Consider the following 18,363-nt stretch of genomic DNA (forward strand, 5'->3'; position numbering starts at 1 on the left):
TGCAGATCGGGATGCTTGGACCGCTCGAGATCCGGCTAGATGACGGCGGATCGATCGAGGTGCCAGGCGCTCGGTTGCGGGCGCTGTTGATCGCCCTCGCGCTCGAGCCCGGTCGCGCGGTCCCGAAAACGACGCTGGTCGATTGGATTTGGGGCGAGCAGCCACCCTCCGACACGGCGAACGCCCTGCAGGCACTGGTCTCCCGCCTGCGCAGGGTGCTGCCGGAGGGGTCGCTCGACGGACAGGCGGGCGGATACCGGCTGGCGGTGCAACCCCGCGCCGTCGACGCCGTGCGCTTCCAGCAGCTTCTCGACCAGGCCCGCGGCGGCGGCGACGCGCATCGCGCCCAGCTGCTGCGCGAAGCGCTCGACCTGTGGCGCGGTGCGCCGATGCAGGACGTCGGTATGTCCGACAGCGCAGCGTTCGACGCGGTGGTCACCCGGCTCGACGGGCTGCGCCTGGCCGCCATGGAAGATCTGTACGAGGCGGAGATCCGCCTCGGCCGGGGCACGGAGCTGGTCGCCGAGCTGACCGAACTGGTGGCCCGGCATCCGCTGCGGGAACGGCTCGTCGCCGCGCTGATGCGTGCGCTCGCCGCCGCAGGTCGTGGCGCCGAAGCGCTGGTCGCGTACCAGCGCGCGCGGGAGGCACTCGCCGACACGCTGGGCGTGGATCCCTCCCCGGAACTCTCCGCTCTGCACGTCGCGCTGCTGCGCGGCGAAGTGCGAGCGGAGAACACCGACCCGAAGACGAACCTGCGGGCCGAGTTGACCAGATACGTCGGCAAATACGCCGACATCGCCGCCGTGCGCGAACTCATCGCGAACCATCGGCTCACCACGCTGACCGGGCCCGGTGGCTCGGGGAAGACCAGGCTGGCCCTGGAAACTGCGCGCACCATGCTCGACGACCTCCCGGACGGGGCCTGGCTGGTGGAACTGGCGTCGGTCGGCGCGAGTGGCGACGTGGCGCAATCGGCGCTCGCCGCGCTCGGCCTCCGCGACGCGCTGCTCGGCGGCGCGCCGAACGCCGAACCGATGGACCGGCTCGTCGCGGCGATCCGCGAGCGCGAAACCCTGCTGGTCCTGGACAACTGCGAGCACGTGATCGAGTCCGCCGCGGCGTTCGCCCACCGGGTGCTCGGGGAATGTCGGCGGCTGCGGATCCTCGCGACGAGCAGGGAACCGCTCGGCATCACTGGTGAGGCGTTATGGCAGGTCGAGCCACTGGCGTTGCCCGCCGAGGACGCGGACCCCGGTGCCATCGAGTCCTCTCCGGCGGTGCAGCTGTTGCGGGACCGGGCCGGCGCGGTGCGCAAGGATCTCGCGGCCGATGCCCGCACGCTGTCGACCATGGCGCGCGTCTGCCGGGCGCTCGACGGGATCCCGCTGGCGATCGAGCTGGCCGCGGCCAGGCTGCGCACCATGTCCCTCGATCAGCTCGCCAACCGCCTCGACGATCGATTCCGCTTGCTGACCGGCGGCAGCCGTACCGCGATCCCGCAGCACCGGACGTTGCGGGCGGTCGTCGACTGGAGCTGGGAGCTGCTCACCGATGCCGAACGGATGGTCCTGCGCAGGCTCGCGGTGTTCTCCGGCGGCGCGAGCCTGGACGCGGCCGAGCGGGTCTGCGCGGGGAGCGGACCCGAAGGGGACGGAAAGAACGCGGCGGTAGAGCAGTGGGAGGTGCTCGAGCTGCTGACCGCGCTGACCGAGAAATCGCTGCTGCTCACCGCAGGGGACAGCGGGCCGCGCTTCCGGATGCTCGACACGATCAAGCAGTACGCCCTGGACCGGCTCGTGGAAGCGGGGGAATCCGAGCACGCGCGCCGCGCGCATCTCGCGTACTTCACCGAACTCGCCGACGCCGCGGAACCGCGCCTGCGCCGCGCCGACCAGCTGGAGTGGCTCGCCACGCTCGAGGCCGAGCACGACAACATCGCTGTCGCGATGCGTGGCGCCCTCGCGGCCGGCGACGCGACCGGGGCGACGCGGCTGGCGGCGGCCGCGGGCTGGTACTGGTGGCTCAGCGGGCACAAGGCCGAGGGCATGGAACTGATCACCGCGGCCGCCGACCTGCCCGGCGAGGTGGACGACGAGATCCGGGCCAGGGTGTATGGGCTGGTCGTGCATTTCCTGGTCTCAGGGCCGAACGACGAACAGCAAGTAGCGGAATGGATCCACAAGGCGTACCGCGTGAGCCGGCGCAGTGAAAGCCGGTACCCCCTGCTGGGCTTCGTAGTCGCGATGGAACGCATGCTGGAGGGTCCCGAGGCGTTGCTGCCCGCCTTCGAGCCGCTACTCGGCGACGACGACCCTTGGGTGCGGGCGCTGGCCCGGCTCCAACTGGGCAAGGCGCGGATCGCGCTCGGCCAAGAGGGACGGGAGGCGGACGAGTATCTCGAGACGGCGCTCGCCGAGTTCCGGGCGATCGGCGAGCGCTGGGGGATTTCGTTCGCGCTCACCGAAGTGGCGAATCGAATCGCCATGCGCGGTGCGTTCGCCGGCGCGTGCGAGCATCTCGACCAGGCGATCGGGGTGGTCACGGAGGTCGGCGCGATCGAGGACGTCTTCCTGATCCGGGCGCGGCAGGCCCAGCTGTACTGGCTGCTCGGTGATGCCGAAGCGAGCGCGGCCGCCATGGCCGAGGCGCAGCGGTACGCGGATCGGTCCGCCTGGCCGAACGCACTGGCCACCCTCGCCCTGACCAAAGCGGAGCTGGCCCGGTGGAGCGGCGACACCGAGCAGGCGTACCGGCAGATCGACCTCGCGACAACCCTGCTCGGCGGTGATGCGGAGCAAAGTTACATTCAGGCGGTAACCCACGACCTGCTCGGCTACCTCGCGGACGATCTCGATGATGCCCGCGAACAACGGGCCGCGGCCTTCCGGGCGGCATCCGCCACGGGGTACTCGCCCCTGGTCGCCCAGGTGCTCATCGGGGTCGCGGACCTGGCGCTGCGCGACGACCAGGACGAGCAGGCCGCGCGCCTGCTCGCGGCGAGTGCCCGAGTGCGCGGACTGCCCGATCGATCCCAGCCGGATGTGGGCCGGATCGAGCAGACAGCACGACGTCGCCTCGGTGAAGCGAGATTCACCGAGGCGACGAGGGAAGGTGCGCAGGCGAGCTGGCGTGAACTGGTCGAGACCACACTCCGTTCTTGATCGTGGCGGAAACCGGCCACACTCTGGTATAGGGCGCCGACCTGGTGTCGCGCCGCCGTAGGGCGTGTGGAGCGGCTGGGTGGGCTAGGCGGCGGTGGCGTGCCGAATGATGATGTTGCCGTAGGAGTTTCGCGCGTAGACCCGCACGACGTCCTCGGTGTCCGCCGATCGTCCGACCGGTTGCATCTCGTTCTGCACGGTGCCGTGCTGGGCGTTGGTCTCCAGCCATGCCGCGCTGCCCTGGCTGATTCCGACCCGCAGTTCGCCCATGGATGTCTCCAGCCGGAGCACGCCGCGTGACGCTTCGCCGATGTGGATGTCGCCTTTGGCGGTTTTCGCGGTCACCGAGCCGCGCGGGCGCTCCACGGCGATGTCCCCGGCGGACATCTGCAGATCGCACTCGCCGAGTTCGCCCGCGCCCAGCAACCGGCCCACGGCGGCGGTGCCCTTCAGCCGCGAGCCGGTGGGCACCTCGATGGTCACCTCGATCGACGGGTTGCCGCCGAACGGGGTGTAGGTGCGCCAGTCCTTCGGCGTTTTCACGGTCAGCGCGCCCGCGCCGAAATCGACCTGGGTTTGCTCGGCGGCGCGCACGTCGCCCTTCTTGGACGCATCGGCCGGCCGGACCTCGACGACGGTGTCGCTACGGTCCGAGGCGATCACGGTGACGCTGCCGGAGAGCACGTCGACGGTGACGGCGATCGGGTCCGGTGTCTCGAACGTGGGCATGGCTGTCTCCTTCGGAAATGGTTTCGATACGGGGTGATCGCGTAACTACACGCGCTTGTCGAAGGTGGCTCTCGACCACAGGTATCCGACCAGGGCGAATCCGGCGCACCAGGCGAGCGCGGCGGCCGTGTAGCCGCCGGACGGGTGGCCACCGAGAAACCCACGCAAGGCTTCGATGATCGGCGTGAAGGGCTGATACTGCGCGAATTGCCGGATGCCCGGACCCATCTGGTCGGCGGGCACGATCGCACTGCTCACGAACGGCAGCATGATCAGCGGCACCACGGTCATACCCGCGGATTCCGGGGTCTTCGCGGCCATGCCCAGCGCGACCGTGAGCCAGGCGGCCGCGAACGAGGTCGCCGCTATGACGCCGATCGCGCCGAGCCAGTCGAGCGCGGTCGCGGGCGACCGGAACCCCAGCGCGAAGGCCACACCGAGCACGGCCGCGACGGCCACCACGTTGGTCAGTACGGTGGCCGCGACGTGGCCGGTCAGTACCGCGCCCCGGGAGACGCTCATGACCTTGAACCGGTTGATGACGCCCTTCGCCATGTCGGAGCTCACCGATACCGCGGTGCCCGACAACCCGTAGCTGATGGCCAGCAGGATCATGCCCGGCGTGGCGTAATCGATGTACCGCTCGCCCACATCGAACGCGTTGCCGAAGACGTACACGAAGATCAGCATCATCACGACCGGCATCAGCGCCGCGTTGAAGATCGTGACCGGCGTCCGGGCGATGTGCTTGAAGTTGCGCCGCAGCATGATCGACGAATCGGCCAGCGGTGCGGAAATGGTGCTCATGATGCGACAGCCTCCGTGGTGGCGTGACCGGTCAGGGCGAAGAAGACATCGTCGAGGTCAGGTGTGTGGACGGACACCTCGTCGGCGTCCACCGAGTGCTCGGCGAGCCGATTCAGCAGGTCCCGCAGCGATTTCGTCCCGCCGTCGCCCGGGACCCGCAAGGTCAGGGCCTCGTCGTCGCGGGTGGCGGCGGGCAGAATGCGCGCCGCCGCGTCCAGTTCCGTGACGGTGACGAACCGGAGCCGGATGTGGCTGCCGGGCACTCGGCGCTTGAGGTCGTCGGGAGCGCCTTCGCCCACGATGCGGCCCTGGTCGAGCACCGCGATCCGGTCGGCCAGCTGGTCGGCTTCCTCGAGGTACTGGGTGGTGAGGAAGATCGTCACCCCGCCGGCCGTCAGTTCCCGGACGATTTCCCACATGGTGCGGCGGCTGCGCGGATCCAGTCCGGTGGTCGGCTCGTCCAGGAAAACGATCTCCGGTTTGGTGACCAGTGTCATCGCCAGGTCCAATTTCCGGCGCATGCCCCCGGAATAGGACGACGCCTGCTTCCGCGCCGAGTCGACCAGATCGAACCGTTCCAGCAATTCGGCGATCACCCGCTTGCTCTCGTCGGCCCGCAGATGATGCAGATCCGCCATCAGCCTCAGGTTCTCTTCCCCCGTCAGCAGGTCGTCCACCGCCGCGAACTGACCGGTGACCCCGATCGCCGCGCGTACCGCGTCGGCTTCGGTCGCGATATCGTGCCCCGCGACACGTGCCGTGCCGCCATCCACCTTCAGCAGCGTGGTCAGCACGTTCACCGTCGTCGTCTTACCCGCCCCATTCGGACCGAGCAAAGCGAAAATCGTCCCGGCACCGATATTCAAATCAATGCCATCGAGGATCGTCTTGTCCCCGTATGCCTTCCGCAGCCCGGAAGCTGCAATTGCTGTGTTGTTCACACGAGCACTGTCGCCAACCCGGCTGATACCGGCCTGACACCGGCCTGACACGTCCACTGACACGGTGTCCGCCCGACGAACCGGCTGTCCCGAGTCAGGATCTCGGCAGAATCCGGCTTGGTCACATGGTTGATGCCACGCCTGGCGAGATCACCTGAGAGCGCCCGCATGCCGATCACGTGGCGTTGGGGCAGGTGCGATTGGTCTGCTACGCGTTGCCACCGAAGGCTCGGAGGAATGTCGCGACCGCGTTCCGGGTGACTTCGCGCAGCTCGGATTCGGATATTCTTCGTGTCCCCATGCGTGTGCGGGCTTCGAGCGGCGCGGCGAGCAGAGCGGCGAGGTGTTCGGCAGCGATGGCAGGGTCTCCGACGATGTTCAGCTTGCCGGCGAGGGCGAGTTTGGCCAGTCGCGCGGACAATGCGTCGTCGACTCGATCGGAGGCTGTGTCTTTGACGATATCGAGCAGGTCCGGCATGTTCGGCATGTTCGCGTGCAGCAGTCGTCGCAGCGCCACGGAGCGTTCGTCGCAGTAGCACTCGGCGAGCCTGAGCCCGCTCTCGGTCAGCAGCGTGGCGAGATCGCCGCTTCGGTCCAAGATTTCGACCGCGGCGAGGTTGCGGGTCAGTGCTTGCTCGGACAGGTCGGCGATCACTGCGCGGAACAGGGTCTCCTTGTCTCCGAAGTGGTTGTAGATCGTGTGCTTGGCGACCCGGGCCTGCACGGCGATGGTATCGACGCCTGCCTGGTGGTAGCCGTCTCTGGAGAAGAGGGTGAATGCGGCGTCCAGGATCGCCTGCCGCTTGTCGATCCGCCCGGTCGGGCGCTCCGGCTTCGGTGGGGGCACGAGACAACCCTAGCGATGCACTCATCAGTGCTTTAATATGCACTCACTAGTGCAATATGGAGGGTGCGATGATTATCAATCTGCTGCGGTTCAGCTTCAAGCCCGGCGTCACAGAGCAGGAGCAGGAACAGGTGCTCGCCGCCATGCGACGCACCGCGTCGGTCGAGTCGGCGGTGTTCTCGACCGTCGGGCCGGACCTCGGAGATCGGGCGGAGGGATTCACCCATGCGTATCTGACGGCGATTCCCGATCTGGACGCGCTGGAACGTTATATGCACGATCCGGTGCATATCGGGGGTGACGAGTACATCCTGCCGCGTTTGGCCAAGCAGTACGCGGTGCGATTCTCCGACGACCCGAATCCCGAACTGGCCCAGAAGATCTACGCGATCTACAAGCGCAAGGTCGAGATGTACCCGGAGTGGGGCAGCGAGGTGGAGGCATTGTTCGCCGCCGCGGGGACCACGCCTGCTCCGTCGAGCACGCCTCCAGGCGAGGACGCCTGACAGGGTCCCACGGGCCACGGTCCGCAGGGGTCGCCCCCACGGAGCCGGGCCAGCCATCGCCGGTATAGGTGCGTTCTGGGATGCCGTGGCTCGATGCGCCCGGAGCATAAACCGAGCAACCCTGCCGAGAAGTTCGACTCGCCAGACGACGCCTGCATCGAAAATATGTTCGACTCGAGGTAGGGTGCCGGAGCATGCCGGAACTCGAGCCCACCCAGTTCGCTCAGCTGCAGATCAACGCCGTTCGCAGGCAGCTGCTCGACGCCGCCGCCTTCGGAAAGCACCTGCGCCCCGAGCAACTGGAGAGCATGGCCGGCAGACTGGCCGAAGGGTTGCGTGCCTACACGGAAGCCATCCCACCCACCACCCCACCCACCGACGGCCGCGCCTGCCTCGACTACCGACGCCGCCACCCCTGACCGCCGATCCGGCATCGTGGGCGAGGTGTCATCGCGGCGAGCGGCGCAACGAACGCGACGCCAGCCGATCAGCCCGGCGGAGCCCGAGAGCGTCCGCCAGGCGGAACCGGCCCGATCACTCCGACGTGCCGGGCAGGCACAGCCATCCGGCACGATCGAGATCTCGCCCCGAGCACCGCGCCAGAGTGCGCGTTCCCGGGGTCAGGCGCAGACGCGATTGAGCTCGTCGGTGTAGGGGTTGAGGTCGGCAACGTTGTCATCCACCAGCGCGGCGGCGTAAGCGGTGATGGCATCCCGCTCCGCGCCCTGGGCCAGATCGGCCAGGCCGCTCAGCCTGTCGGACAGCGCTGTCGCCGTCGCCTCGTCCAGGGTGCCGCCGCTCGTGTCGATCGCGACGTTGATCAGCTCGATGGCCCTGGCGCATTGGAGGGACTGGGCGTGCGCGGGCGCGGCCGGCAGGAAGAGCAGAGCGGCAGCGGCCGCGGACAGCACAGCGGCGAAGGACGTCGACTTGATCATCATTTCCTCTCAGAGCGTCGGTGTGATCGTAGCGCCGCGGGTGGGCGAACCCGAAACCCCGAACCCCCGTGGAACGCCAGAAACCCCGTTCAGCGTCGAATCTGAGGGGGTTCCCGGTGTCCGATCCATTCACATGCCCATGCGTTCCAACGCCCAGTCTATTGCGGCGTCCTCATGGTCAGCGGGATGGACCGCGTGAAGCGCGGCGGCGGAGTTACCCACCTGTATCGGCGCCCGCCACGCGAAGGCCGGACAGTCCAGCCGCCATGCTCCCGCCGCACTGGGTAGCCGACCCCGATGTCCCCACGCGGACGAGGAGGCGGCAGCAACCTGAGCAGCAGGCGCCGGCAGCTGGCTGCCAGACAGCTGACACGGCACGCTGGGCGTGGTCAAAGAGCATCGGCAAGTCAGGAGGTGTCCGCAGGACGACACTGGCGGAATCGGTTCTCGCCCTGAACCTCCCGTTCTGCGCGGCCGCCGGAGTCGGAAGCGTCGCGTCTATGTGTTCGTGGTGGTCGTCCCGCAGCCGCCCGCGGCGGTGAACGGGTGGATCAGCTGGCGGGCGTAGTCAACCGGGTAATCGGGTGCGGCCGCCATGCCGAGCTGTTCGGAGGTGAAGCGCCGGGCGGGATCGTAGGAGTAGGTGCGGTAGAGGTGGTCCCAGAGCAGGGTGAAAAGCCCGAAGTTCACGTCGCCGATACCGGCCCACTTGAGGTGATGGAAGCGGTGGCCCGCGTTGAGCGCGAGGACGTATTCGGCGGGACCGACGCGGTAGTCGGCATTGGAGTGCTGTAGCAGCAGCTGGATCGCGACGGCGAGGGCGAGGACGGAGGCCACGCCGACGGGCAGGCCGAGCAGGATCAGCGGCGCGACGCCGGCGGCCATCTCGACGGTCTGGTGGACGGGATGTTTCATCAGGCCGTTGAGTCCGTAGAACCGGGTGACGCTGTGGTGCACGGCGTGGAATCGCCACAGCAGCCCGATCTTGTGACTGGCCAGATGCACCGTGGTGATGCCGAAGTCGGCGATCAGTACGGCAAGGAGGACCTGTCCGGCGAAGGGCAGCTCACCGGGCCAGATCCGCGCGCTCGGGACGATCGCGGCCAGCAGCGGAATGGCGGCCACGCTGATCAGGATCAGGGTTTCGTTGACCATCGCGTGGATGCGGTCGCGGCGACTGTCGCCGAGGTCGTGGTTCCAGCCCTGCTCGTACGGGATGATCCGTTCGGCCAGGAACGAGGCTGCGATCGCCGAGGCCAGGATCGCGAGAAGCCAGTATTTCGGGGCGCCCGCAGCCGAGAGGGCGATACCGAGCCCGTTGAGCCCGAGCAGCATGAACGGTACATAGGCATACCGCGTGATCCGTTGTGCCGCCAACAGTATGGTCGTGTGCATACGTTGAGCGTGCTGGCTCGACACCGCATCCGGCTTGAACGATTCGGCTATCGCGAATCGTTGTGCCAGGACATGTTCCGGCTCAGCGCCGAGGGCGGCAGGCCGAAGGTCTCCCGGCAGGTACGAGTCAGGTGGGCGCTGTCGGCGAACCCGGCGGCGTGCGCGGCGGTGGTGAGGTCCGCGCCGCCGGCCACCGCGTCCCGTGCGATCATCAGCCGCAACCAGAGCACATAGCGGCGCAGCGGCAGCCCGACCTGAGCGGTGAAAAGATGTGTCAGTCTGCTCGCCGAAATGCCGACGCGAGCGGCGAGATCGGCGGTGCGAATGGTCCCGGAGGCGACGACGACCGGCAGGCAGTGCAGCGCGGAGGCCACCGCCGGGTGGCGGACGGCGTGGGAGACGGCCGTGCTGTGCGGTGCCAAGATTGCCATCAGTTCGGTGACGGCCCCGGCCAGCGGCGCATCCTGATCGGGCGGGGACAGCGCCGGCCCGCCGGACCAGCCGGCGGTGTGGGCGCAGTGCGTGGCGGCACGGCCGGCGCCGCTGTCCGGATCGAGGAACACCGCGATACCTGCGGGGGCGCCGCGCAGAACGCGATGCGATGCATCGGCGGGGATGATCATGTGGGTACCGGTGCACTCGGCGTGGTCGCCGGCAACGGTGATCGGGCCGGCCCCGACTATCACCTGGACGGCGTGGTGGGCGTGGGTGTCGGTCGGGCCGATCGATCCGCTGAAGGCGAGCACGCCGGGACGCAGCAGGACCTCGCCGCGCCAGGGCTGCGGGCCGGTGCGCTCGTCAATGGTGGCGTCGGGAGCCTGCGTCCCGCATGCCGCCGAACGGAGTGGTGACACCGTCGTAGCGTACGTGCAGCATCATCCCCTGATGTGCGTGCGGCAGGTTGTGGCAGTGATTCATCCAGATGCCCGGATTCGATGCTCGAAACACGACTTCCCAGACTTCTCCGGGGCGAACATCGAAGGTGTCGACCCACAGCGGGCTGCCCGTCGCGGGCTGTCTGTCTCTCGACAGGATCAGCACCGCATGGCCGTGCAGATGCCAGGGGTGGGTTTCGCGGCTCCGGTTCACCACGGTGAGACCGACGATGTCGCCCTCGGCGACGAGTTGATCCGGAATCGAGGGATGTCCGCGCCCGTTGACGGTGTGCGCATAGGTCGGCACTCCATCGACCATGGCGACCCCACGGTCGAGAACCAGGGTGAAGTGCCGGTCGGTGGCAGCGCCGCGCAACGGAACCGGCACCGGGGTCCCGTAGGTCAGCAGATCGAGTTCGGGCCATTTCTCGATTCCGGCGATGACGGGCACGCGGTCGTGCCGATCGCTGGTGGGCCGCAACCACAGAGGGTGGGCGCGGTCGGCGTCCAGCACCAGTGCCACAGCTGCGTCCGGCATGACGAATACGAGGTCGTAGCGCCCACCCGCGGGTGCGCGCAACCCGATACGGCTGATCTCGCCGGGCTGCGTCAGGTCGCGGCCGTCGACGGCGGCAACACGGAACGAGGTGCCCGCCAACGCGAAGCGATGCGGATCGGAACTGGCGTTGATCAGCCGCAATCGGACCGCGGTGCCCGGCGACGCGAAGTGCTCGTGCCCACCCGCGATCGTGGCGGCTCCATCCACTGTGTGCACGGTCAGCGTGAGATCCAGCTGCCCGGGATCGGATCGCACGCGAGGTTGCACGATCATCGGGCCGAAGAGTCCCCGGCGGACACCGATGTGTGATGCGTAATGGGTGTGATACCAGTATGTTCCGGCCTGATCGGCGCGGAACCGATAGACGAAGTCCGCACCCGGCGCCACCGGGTCCTGGGTGACACCGGCCGCTCCGTCCTCCCCGCAGGCGATGTCGTAGCCGTGCCAGTGCAGAGTGACCCCGCCGGCGATGTCGTGATTGATCAGTTCGACCTCGATCAGATCACCCTCCACGGCCGTGATGGGCGGGCCGGGCACCGTGCCGTTGAAAGTCCACGCGTCGACATCGCGTCCGGCTGCTGAGCGTACAGCGGCTTTACGTGCGACCAGCACGTATTCGCGCCGCACGCCACCGGGCGCGGGTGTGGTCGCGCCCCGCAACTCGGTCACCGACACAGCTGCGCGGGGAACCGGACCGCGACCACCTCCAGTGGTCATCGGCTCGGGGGTCCGCAGCGACAGACCAACCCCGGCACCGGCCGCCACCACGCCGCCGGCGGCGCTTAGGAAGCGGCGGCGCGAGCCACCTCGCCGATCCGGATCGGCCGCCGCTGCCGTGACCGGATCGGCGACGAGCACTCGAGTGGTCAGCAGTGCCGCGGCGAGCACCAAGGCGATCGCGATCAGCACGATGCCGGGGGTGAGTGGGTATCCGATGAGGAAGGTCACCGCGAAACCCGCCGACGCGGCATACGCGGCCGTGAGCAGTGTGACAATACCTGCGGTATCGACGGTTTCGTGCCGCCGGGCGCCGGCGGCCTGTGCCAGCAACCGTGGTCCCGCGACAATCGCGGCGACCAGTCCGGCCAGCAGAAGCAGCGGCAGCCCGAACAGTACCTTCTCCTGGACGAACCACCACCCCCGGCTGGCCAGCACCGCCACGGAGGCAATCTCGAGCACCAACACCAGCAGGGCCGCCGTGAGCATCGCAAGCCCGAGCCCGGCCCGCCGCGCCGCCATGGCGGCGCCGGCCGCGAACCAGGTGATGACACCCAGCAGCGCAGCGGCGTGCTCCACGTTGATCCAGGTGGCCGTGGTCATGACGAGGACCGGGCGGGCGCTGCCGACGTTGCGGGAGTCATCCTCGAAATCCGGTGTGATTCCCGCGCGATCATCGCGATCACGCCCATGATCAGCAGCCCATTGATCGCGTGCAGCCCGAAGACGACCGGGCCGGTACTCGATTCGGTTCCGAACGCCCGGGCGATTTCCCGGATCACCGACTGCCCGATAACCTGCCCGGTGACCAGGCCCGCCAGCCCGATCAGCCGCCCCGGCATCCGGGCCACGGCCATGGCGACGGTGAGAACGAGCGCCAGGAGTAAGATCAGGTTTGCGAGGGTGCGATGCGGCCGGAACGATTCCTCGGCGGACGCGGCGTCGAACGCGCCGACGGCCGCCAGATAGAACTGTCCGATAACGGCGAGCAGCAGCAGTGCCGCCAGACCGGTGCAGACTTTTCTCATGCCGCCCATCGTCGCGCCCGCCGGGCCGGTGCCGCTTCCGGCGACGGGAGGCATCGAATACGTCAGCGTGCGTCCGGAATTCGCGGTCGGGTACGCCGATCGGCGTAGCCGGTCGAGCCGCTGCGCGGGGAGGCACCGGCCCGCGGGTCTCCCAAACCGGGATGACCCAGCCCTAGTAGCTGCGGCAGCCCGCGGCTGCGATCGCATTCGTCCGGCACAGCCGCCACGCGGCTCGGTCCTCGTCGACGTCCGCGCGGCTACGACCTCCCACGCAGACGTTTGCGATCTGCGTACGCGGATCGACGTAGACAGTGCCGACCGCTGACGGACGCGGGACGTGCCCACCGAATCGAGAATCGATGGCGTGAGAGGCAAAGTTCCACTGCGAGTTCGCATTCTGTCCGCGCTGACCACCGAGCCGGACTGGGATCCGATCACCCCCGAACAGATCATCGAGGTACGTGAGGCTCAGGCCCACAAGCGCCGCTCGGCACTGGGCAGACTGGTCACCGGCAAGCCTGATCAGCGCGCACGCATCACCACGCACACACTCGATCTCCCACAACGACGCGTGGACGTGCGGGTCTACCGGCCCGAACGGGAAGACTCGGCGCTGCCTTTGATCATCGCGTTCCACGGCGGCGGATTCCTCGGCGGTGCACCGGAACAGGACGATTGGCTGCTCGGGCACTTGGCGGCAAACCTTCCGGCCGTGGTCACCTCCGTCGACTACCGGCTGGCCCCCGAACATCGGATCGGCGCATTCGTCGAAGACGCCCACGACGCCGCGGCCCAGCTGGCCGAATCAGCCCCGGTGTTCTGCGCGGACCCCGCCCGAATCGCCCTGCTGGGCGCCAGCGCGGGAGCCACGCTCGCGGCGCTTACTGCGATCCACGCCCGCGAGCTCGGGCTGGCGGTGCGGGCGCAGGTGCTGATAAATCCGCAACTCGATTGGACCGACCGTATATTCGGCTATCCCTCGTTCACCGAGAACGCGGACGCACCGAGCCCGACGCCGGCCTTCTGCCGTGCCATGCTGCGTTTCGCGATTCCCGAGCCGTTCGATCGCACGACGATCACCCCCTTGCTGCGTGACGACCTCGCGGGGGCGGCCCCGGCGCTCATCCAAGCCGCCGGGCTGGACCCGCTGGCGGACCAGGCCCCGGCCTACGCCGACCGCTTGCGGCAGGCGGGCGTCGACGCGACGCTAACGCACTATCCGGAGGCGGTGCACGCCTTCCTTTCCATGCCCGGACTGGTTCCCGTGGCCCGGCCGGCCCGCGCCGAGATCCTCGGTTACCTCCATACCCACCTGCTGGCACGGCCCGGCGAGCAGACGTGCCCCCTCAGTCGCCGAACCCGTCGGCGATTTGGCGGGCTAACGGCGGTTCGTGAAACGGCACCGTTCCCGTTCGGGCGAGCGGGCCGACGTGCGTAGTCGCTCATGCCCGCGAGTGCGGTGTGCCGACACCGGCCGCCGGTTGAGGGCCATACGGCCGGTCGGCGACGCGGCCATACCCGGCACCGTCCTTTCGTTCAACCCATTACCTGAGAGGCGTTCTATGCGAAATACGACAACCGGTCCAGGCGTGCGGATCGCCCTGCGACGCGCGATTTCGGCGCTGCTGGTCGCCGGATGCGCGGTACCGGTCGCAGGAGTGGCAGCGGCGGACCCGGTAGCTTCGAGCGGCCCCGGAACCATCGTGTCGTCCCGGTCGCTGGCAGCGACCGAACTCATTCCCGCAGCGGGCGAGGGGTATCGGCTCGTCTATCGAACCACCGGCCGCGACGGCGAGCCGGCAATCAGCGGCGGAAACGTCTACCTGCCCGCCGGGGCCGCACCGCCGGGCGGGTGGCGGGTGGTGTCCTGGGCGCACGGCACGAGCGGGATGGCACAGGGGTGTGCACCCAATCTCCTCGGCGGGATCGCGGATACACACGACGAAACACCGCAGCTGACCGACCTGCTAGCCCAGGGGTACGCCGTAGTGGCCACCGACTACATCGGGCTCGGGGCGCCCGGGCGCTACGAGTATCTTTCCGGGCGCGCGGAAGGACACGCGGTGCTCGATATCGTCCGCGCCGGCCGCCTGATCGAGCCGGACCTATCGGATTCCTATGCGCTGGCCGGACATTCGATCGGCGGGCATGCGGTGTTGCACGCGGCACAGTTGTCTTCGAGCTACGCACCGGAACTCGATCTGCGCGGCACCGCCGCATTCGCTCCGACGAGCAACTACGAGCAGTTGATCTCCGCACTCTCCGGACCGGACCTGGCTGTGCCGTTCCCCGCGGGACTGCAGCTCAGGGTCTTGATGATCCTGGCCGGCCTCGACCACGCGCATCCAGAGCTGGGCGTCGCCGACCACCTGAGCGAACGAGGCAAACATGTGGTGGCCATCGCGGAGTCCGGGGAAGACTGCCTGAGGTCAGCGGAACAAGCCCTCACCGGTCGTCCCTTCAGTCAGCTGTTCGCCAAACCCCTGTCCGATCCGGCCCTGACCGCCGCACTCCGCGAGTACATGGCCGCGCCCACGACCGGCTACGACCGGCCGCTGCTGCTTCTGCAGGGCGGAGCCGACACTGTGCAACCGATCCCGACCACCGCCCTGCTCCAGCAACAACTCGAACGAAGCGGCACCGACAGCCGCCTGCTTGTCTACCCCGCGGCCGACCACTTCACACTCTTGCCGCACGCCCGCCACGATACAGCCGCATTTCTCGCCCACATACTGCCGAGCCGCTGACCCACCGGGAGACCGTCCGTAGGGCCTGCGCGGACTGAACCCTAACACCCCGTGGAACGCCAGAAACCTCCTTCAGCGTCCAATCTGAGGGGGCTTCCGCTGTCCGATCGATTCACATGCCCATGCGTTCCAATGCCCAGTCTATTGCGGCGTCCTCATGGTCAGCGGGATGGACCGCGTGAAGTGTAGCGGCGGAGTTACCCACCTGCATCGGCGCCAGCCGCGAAGGCCGGACAGTCCAGCCGCCAAGCTCCCGCCGCACTGGGTAGCTGACACCGATGTCCCCACGCGGACGAGGAGGCGGCAGCAATCTGAGCAGCAGGCGCCGGAACCGGTGCCAGTCCGATGTCCACACCGTGTCAGCGCTCTTCGAAAATCCGGCCACCGGCGCTCTTTGAAAATCGGCCACCCATCCACGATCGGAAGGGTGATCTCAGTGCAGGAATGGGCGCAGATCAGGTATCTCCATGCGAGTGAGGGCCTGTCGATGCGGGCGATCGCGTCCCGGTTGGGCATCTCGCGGGACACGGTGTCGAGGGCGATTGCCTCGGAGTCGCCGCCGCGATACCAGCGGGTGTCGGGTCCCTCGGCGTTCGACGAGTTCGAGCCGCTGGTGCGGGAGCTGCTGGCGCAGTTCCCGGCGATGCCGGCGTCGGTGATCGCCGAGCGGGTGGGCTGGGCGGGGTCACCGTCGTGGTTCCGTAAGAAAGTCGCGGCCCTGCGGCCGCAGTACGCACCGAAGGATCCGGCGGACCGGCTGGAGTATCGGCCCGGGGATCAGGCGCAGTGCGATCTGTGGTTCCCACCGACACCGATCCCGTTGGGCGCCGGGCAGGTCGGGACACCCCCGGTGCTGGTGATGGTGGCTTCGTTCTCGAGGTTCATCACTGCGATGATGATTCCGACCCGGACCACCGCGGATCTGCTGGCCGGGATGTGGTCGCTGCTGTCGGGGCAGTTGGGGAAAGTCCCGCGCAGGCTGTTGTGGGACAACGAATCAGGGATCGGCAAGGGCGGACACCTGGCCGTTGGGGTGGTGGCGTTCACCGGGATGCTGGCCACCCGCATCGTCCAGTGCAAGCCGTTCGACCCGGAGTCCAAGGGCATCGTCGAACGCGTGAACGGCTATCTCGAGACCTCGTTCCTGCCCGGCCGGTCGTTCAGTTCACCAGGAGATTTCAACACCCAGCTCGCCGAGTGGCTGCCGATCGCCAACGCTCGACACGTCCGGCGCATCGCGGGTTCCCCAGCGGAGCTGGTCGGCATCGACCGGGCCGCGATGACGACACTGCCGCCGATCGCCCCGGCGGTCGGGTTCACCAGCCGCGCGAGGCTGCCGCGTGACTACTACCTGCGTGTCTTGGGCAACGACTACTCGATCGACCCGACGGTGATCGGACGGTTTATCGACATTCGTGCCGATCTGGATACCGTCACCGCCCGCTGCGACGGGCTGCTGGTGGCCACCCACCGCAGAGCCTGGTCGAAAGCGGTCACCATCACCGACCCCACCCATGTCCACACCGCTGCGCAATTGCGGGAAGCATTCGGACACAAACAATCTCGGACCGTCAGCGTCGATGACGGCGGGTTGGTGCGTAACCTCGCGGACTACGACACCTGTTTCGGCGTCGACTTCGGCGGCGAGGGTGTCGCGTGATGGCCGCACCCGCCGATACCGCCAAGCAGATCGAGTACTACGCCAACGCGTTGAAGGCCCCCCGCATCCGCGACAGCGCCGCCCGCCTGGCCGACCAAGCCCGCGACGCCGGCTGGACGCATGAGGAATACCTCGCCGCGGTCCTGTCCCGCGAAGTGGCATCCCGAGAGTCCTCCGGCGCCGAAATCCGGATCCGCGCAGCAGGATTCCCCGCCCGCAAAGCGATCGAGGAATTCAACTTCGACCACCAGCCCGCCCTCAAGCGCGACACCATCGCACATCTGGGCACCGGCCAGTTCATCACCAAAGCCCAGAACGTGGTGCTACTCGGGCCACCGGGAACCGGCAAAACCCACCTGTCGATCGGGCTGGGTATCGCCGCCGCCCACCACGGCCACCGCGTCCTGTTCGCCACCGCCGTCGAATGGGTCACCCGCCTACAAACCGCCCACCAGCACGGCCGCCTCGCCGCCGAACTGGCCAAACTCCGCCGCTACGGACTACTGATCGTCGACGAGGTCGGATACATCCCCTTCGAACAAGACGCAGCGAACCTGTTCTTCCAACTGGTCTCCAGCCGCTACGAACACGCCTCGCTGATCCTGACCTCGAACCTGCCGTTCTCCCGCTGGGGCGACGTGTTCTCCGACCACGTCGTTGCCGCGGCGATGATCGACCGAATCGTCCACCACGCCGACGTCCTGACCTTGAAAGGAAACAGCTACCGACTCCGCAACACCGAAATCGACACACTCCCGTCCATGCGGACAGACAACACGGCAGACTAAACAACCACCAAGTGGCCGATCTTCAACGAGCGCCACCGGCCTACATTTCGAAGAGCGTCGACACACCGGAAGCCGCTCATATACCGCCATCGGGTCTCGACGAACTCTCATGTCTGTCCTCACTCAGCAACTGAGAATGTGTGCCTGAGTCTTGACGGTGAACTGACGCGGTTCGCGCGGTACTCCTTCAACCTGACCCCTAGCAACAACCCGCCACGCACCGGACTCACATGGAGCCCACGCCGCAATATTCAACCGTGGGTTCGGAATCTGCTCATCACTCTCCGCCCCGCGAACCTCCCAGTCGCTACCAGCCTTCTTGAACTCCAAGGTCAAGTCCACGCGGAACCACTCCGGTGCGGGCACACAATCCGCGTAACCACCACCGATGACAGCAGGTTCGCCGCGTCCAGTCTGAACCCATGGTCGGCGCTCGTGGATAGCGAAGGTGCGCGACCGAGACCCTTCCGGATCAGCGGCAGTCATGGGCGCTCGCATGGCAACTCCGGCGCTGACCACAGCCAACGCGGCAAGTCCCGTGGTTGCGATGTGGCGAATCTACATGGTGTTCTCCTTCTTCTCGATTCAGAAAAAGGGAGTGGCCCAGAGCGGACGCACGCCATGAAATGAAGCCGATCGAAGGGCACGCGGAACCACAGCCA

16 protein-coding genes are annotated in these 18,363 nt (G+C 67.8%); 7 read left to right on the forward strand and 9 right to left on the reverse strand.

Annotated elements, in window-relative coordinates:
• The first annotated feature begins 11 nt into the window (after window positions 1–11).
• Window positions 12–3,164 (forward strand): AfsR/SARP family transcriptional regulator, encoded by a 3,153-nt coding sequence (locus tag QMG86_RS23195; protein ID WP_281874785.1) that lies wholly within the window; start codon window positions 12–14, stop codon window positions 3,162–3,164.
• A gap of 84 nt (window positions 3,165–3,248) precedes the next feature.
• Here QMG86_RS23195 and QMG86_RS23200 read toward each other — a convergent pair whose 3' ends face one another.
• The 4 genes from QMG86_RS23200 to QMG86_RS23215 all read right to left on the reverse strand — a co-directional run bounded on the left by QMG86_RS23200 (window position 3,249) and on the right by QMG86_RS23215 (window position 6,488).
• Window positions 3,249–3,893 carry a DUF4097 family beta strand repeat-containing protein gene (locus QMG86_RS23200; RefSeq protein WP_281874786.1) on the reverse strand — a complete coding sequence of 215 codons (645 nt, stop codon included), beginning with the start codon at window positions 3,891–3,893 and terminating at the stop codon, window positions 3,249–3,251.
• 45 nt (window positions 3,894–3,938) lie between these two features.
• Complete coding sequence (locus QMG86_RS23205; protein WP_281874788.1) at window positions 3,939–4,700, reverse strand: ABC transporter permease; 762 nt, start codon at window positions 4,698–4,700, stop codon at window positions 3,939–3,941.
• Window positions 4,697–5,641 (reverse strand): ATP-binding cassette domain-containing protein, encoded by a 945-nt coding sequence (locus tag QMG86_RS23210; protein WP_281874789.1) that lies wholly within the window; start codon window positions 5,639–5,641, stop codon window positions 4,697–4,699. Before QMG86_RS23210 ends, QMG86_RS23205 begins: the two co-directional genes overlap by 4 nt.
• Window positions 5,642–5,849: 208 nt before the next feature.
• A complete protein-coding gene (locus tag QMG86_RS23215; RefSeq protein ID WP_281874790.1) occupies window positions 5,850–6,488 on the reverse strand; it encodes a TetR/AcrR family transcriptional regulator in 639 nt (212 codons plus the stop codon).
• A 68-nt stretch (window positions 6,489–6,556) separates the two neighbouring features.
• Here QMG86_RS23215 and QMG86_RS23220 point away from each other — a divergent pair, with 68 nt between their 5' ends.
• Together QMG86_RS23220 and QMG86_RS23225 are read left to right on the forward strand one after the other, a co-directional pair.
• Window positions 6,557–6,994, forward strand: coding sequence for a Dabb family protein (locus QMG86_RS23220; protein WP_281874791.1), 438 nt, complete (start codon window positions 6,557–6,559; stop codon window positions 6,992–6,994).
• A gap of 194 nt (window positions 6,995–7,188) precedes the next feature.
• Complete coding sequence (locus tag QMG86_RS23225) at window positions 7,189–7,413, forward strand: DUF6374 family protein (RefSeq protein ID WP_281874792.1); 225 nt, start codon at window positions 7,189–7,191, stop codon at window positions 7,411–7,413.
• Window positions 7,414–7,614: 201 nt separating this feature from the next.
• Here the strand turns inward: QMG86_RS23225 and QMG86_RS23230 are convergent, their stop codons facing one another.
• From QMG86_RS23230 to QMG86_RS23250, 5 genes are all read right to left on the reverse strand, one after another.
• Window positions 7,615–7,932: a hypothetical protein gene (locus QMG86_RS23230; protein WP_281874793.1), complete on the reverse strand. Its 318-nt coding sequence runs from the start codon at window positions 7,930–7,932 to the stop codon at window positions 7,615–7,617.
• Between the two features lie 498 nt (window positions 7,933–8,430).
• Window positions 8,431–9,327, reverse strand: coding sequence for a sterol desaturase family protein (locus QMG86_RS23235; RefSeq protein ID WP_281874795.1), 897 nt, complete (start codon window positions 9,325–9,327; stop codon window positions 8,431–8,433).
• A gap of 47 nt (window positions 9,328–9,374) precedes the next feature.
• Window positions 9,375–10,181, reverse strand: coding sequence for an AraC family transcriptional regulator (locus QMG86_RS23240; protein ID WP_281874796.1), 807 nt, complete (start codon window positions 10,179–10,181; stop codon window positions 9,375–9,377).
• Window positions 10,126–12,081 carry a multicopper oxidase family protein gene (locus QMG86_RS23245; RefSeq protein ID WP_281874797.1) on the reverse strand — a complete coding sequence of 652 codons (1,956 nt, stop codon included), beginning with the start codon at window positions 12,079–12,081 and terminating at the stop codon, window positions 10,126–10,128. Before QMG86_RS23245 ends, QMG86_RS23240 begins: the two co-directional genes overlap by 56 nt.
• On the reverse strand, window positions 12,078–12,506 hold the full coding sequence (locus tag QMG86_RS23250; RefSeq protein WP_281874798.1) for a DUF6220 domain-containing protein: 429 nt from the start codon (window positions 12,504–12,506) through the stop codon (window positions 12,078–12,080). Before QMG86_RS23250 ends, QMG86_RS23245 begins: the two co-directional genes overlap by 4 nt.
• 364 nt (window positions 12,507–12,870) lie before the next feature.
• Between QMG86_RS23250 and QMG86_RS23255 the strand changes: the two genes are divergently transcribed.
• The 4 genes from QMG86_RS23255 (at window position 12,871) to istB (ending at window position 17,701) form a co-directional block, all read left to right on the forward strand.
• Complete coding sequence (locus tag QMG86_RS23255; protein ID WP_281874799.1) at window positions 12,871–13,944, forward strand: alpha/beta hydrolase; 1,074 nt, start codon at window positions 12,871–12,873, stop codon at window positions 13,942–13,944.
• A 124-nt stretch (window positions 13,945–14,068) separates the two neighbouring features.
• The gene (locus QMG86_RS23260) at window positions 14,069–15,253 is read left to right on the forward strand and encodes an alpha/beta fold hydrolase (RefSeq protein ID WP_281874800.1); all 1,185 of its coding nucleotides are present in this window, start codon (window positions 14,069–14,071) and stop codon (window positions 15,251–15,253) included.
• Window positions 15,254–15,689: 436 nt separating this feature from the next.
• Window positions 15,690–16,913: an IS21 family transposase gene (gene istA / locus QMG86_RS23265; RefSeq protein ID WP_434086196.1), complete on the forward strand. Its 1,224-nt coding sequence runs from the start codon at window positions 15,690–15,692 to the stop codon at window positions 16,911–16,913.
• Window positions 16,913–17,701 carry an IS21-like element helper ATPase IstB gene (gene istB / locus QMG86_RS23270; RefSeq protein WP_281873984.1) on the forward strand — a complete coding sequence of 263 codons (789 nt, stop codon included), beginning with the start codon at window positions 16,913–16,915 and terminating at the stop codon, window positions 17,699–17,701. Before istA ends, istB begins: the two co-directional genes overlap by 1 nt.
• Window positions 17,702–18,363: the final 662 nt, after the last annotated feature.

This window comes from Nocardia sputorum (assembly GCF_027924405.1).
GTDB lineage: Bacteria > Actinomycetota > Actinomycetes > Mycobacteriales > Mycobacteriaceae > Nocardia > Nocardia sputorum.

Bases quoted from the DNA above. Each gene is read 5' to 3' on its own strand.
- istB (WP_281873984.1), top strand. From the start codon at position 16,913: ATGGCCGCACCCGCCGATACCGCCAAGCAGATCGAGTACTACGCCAAC.
- QMG86_RS23250 (WP_281874798.1), bottom strand. From the start codon at position 12,506: ATGAGAAAAGTCTGCACCGGTCTGGCGGCACTGCTGCTGCTCGCCGTT.
- QMG86_RS23225 (WP_281874792.1), top strand. From the start codon at position 7,189: ATGCCGGAACTCGAGCCCACCCAGTTCGCTCAGCTGCAGATCAACGCC.
- QMG86_RS23235 (WP_281874795.1), bottom strand. From the start codon at position 9,327: ATGCACACGACCATACTGTTGGCGGCACAACGGATCACGCGGTATGCC.
- QMG86_RS23195 (WP_281874785.1), top strand. From the start codon at position 12: ATGCTTGGACCGCTCGAGATCCGGCTAGATGACGGCGGATCGATCGAG.
- QMG86_RS23205 (WP_281874788.1), bottom strand. From the start codon at position 4,700: ATGAGCACCATTTCCGCACCGCTGGCCGATTCGTCGATCATGCTGCGG.
- QMG86_RS23245 (WP_281874797.1), bottom strand. From the start codon at position 12,081: ATGACCACGGCCACCTGGATCAACGTGGAGCACGCCGCTGCGCTGCTG.
- QMG86_RS23220 (WP_281874791.1), top strand. From the start codon at position 6,557: ATGATTATCAATCTGCTGCGGTTCAGCTTCAAGCCCGGCGTCACAGAG.
- QMG86_RS23260 (WP_281874800.1), top strand. From the start codon at position 14,069: ATGCGAAATACGACAACCGGTCCAGGCGTGCGGATCGCCCTGCGACGC.
- QMG86_RS23200 (WP_281874786.1), bottom strand. From the start codon at position 3,893: ATGCCCACGTTCGAGACACCGGACCCGATCGCCGTCACCGTCGACGTG.
- QMG86_RS23230 (WP_281874793.1), bottom strand. From the start codon at position 7,932: ATGATCAAGTCGACGTCCTTCGCCGCTGTGCTGTCCGCGGCCGCTGCC.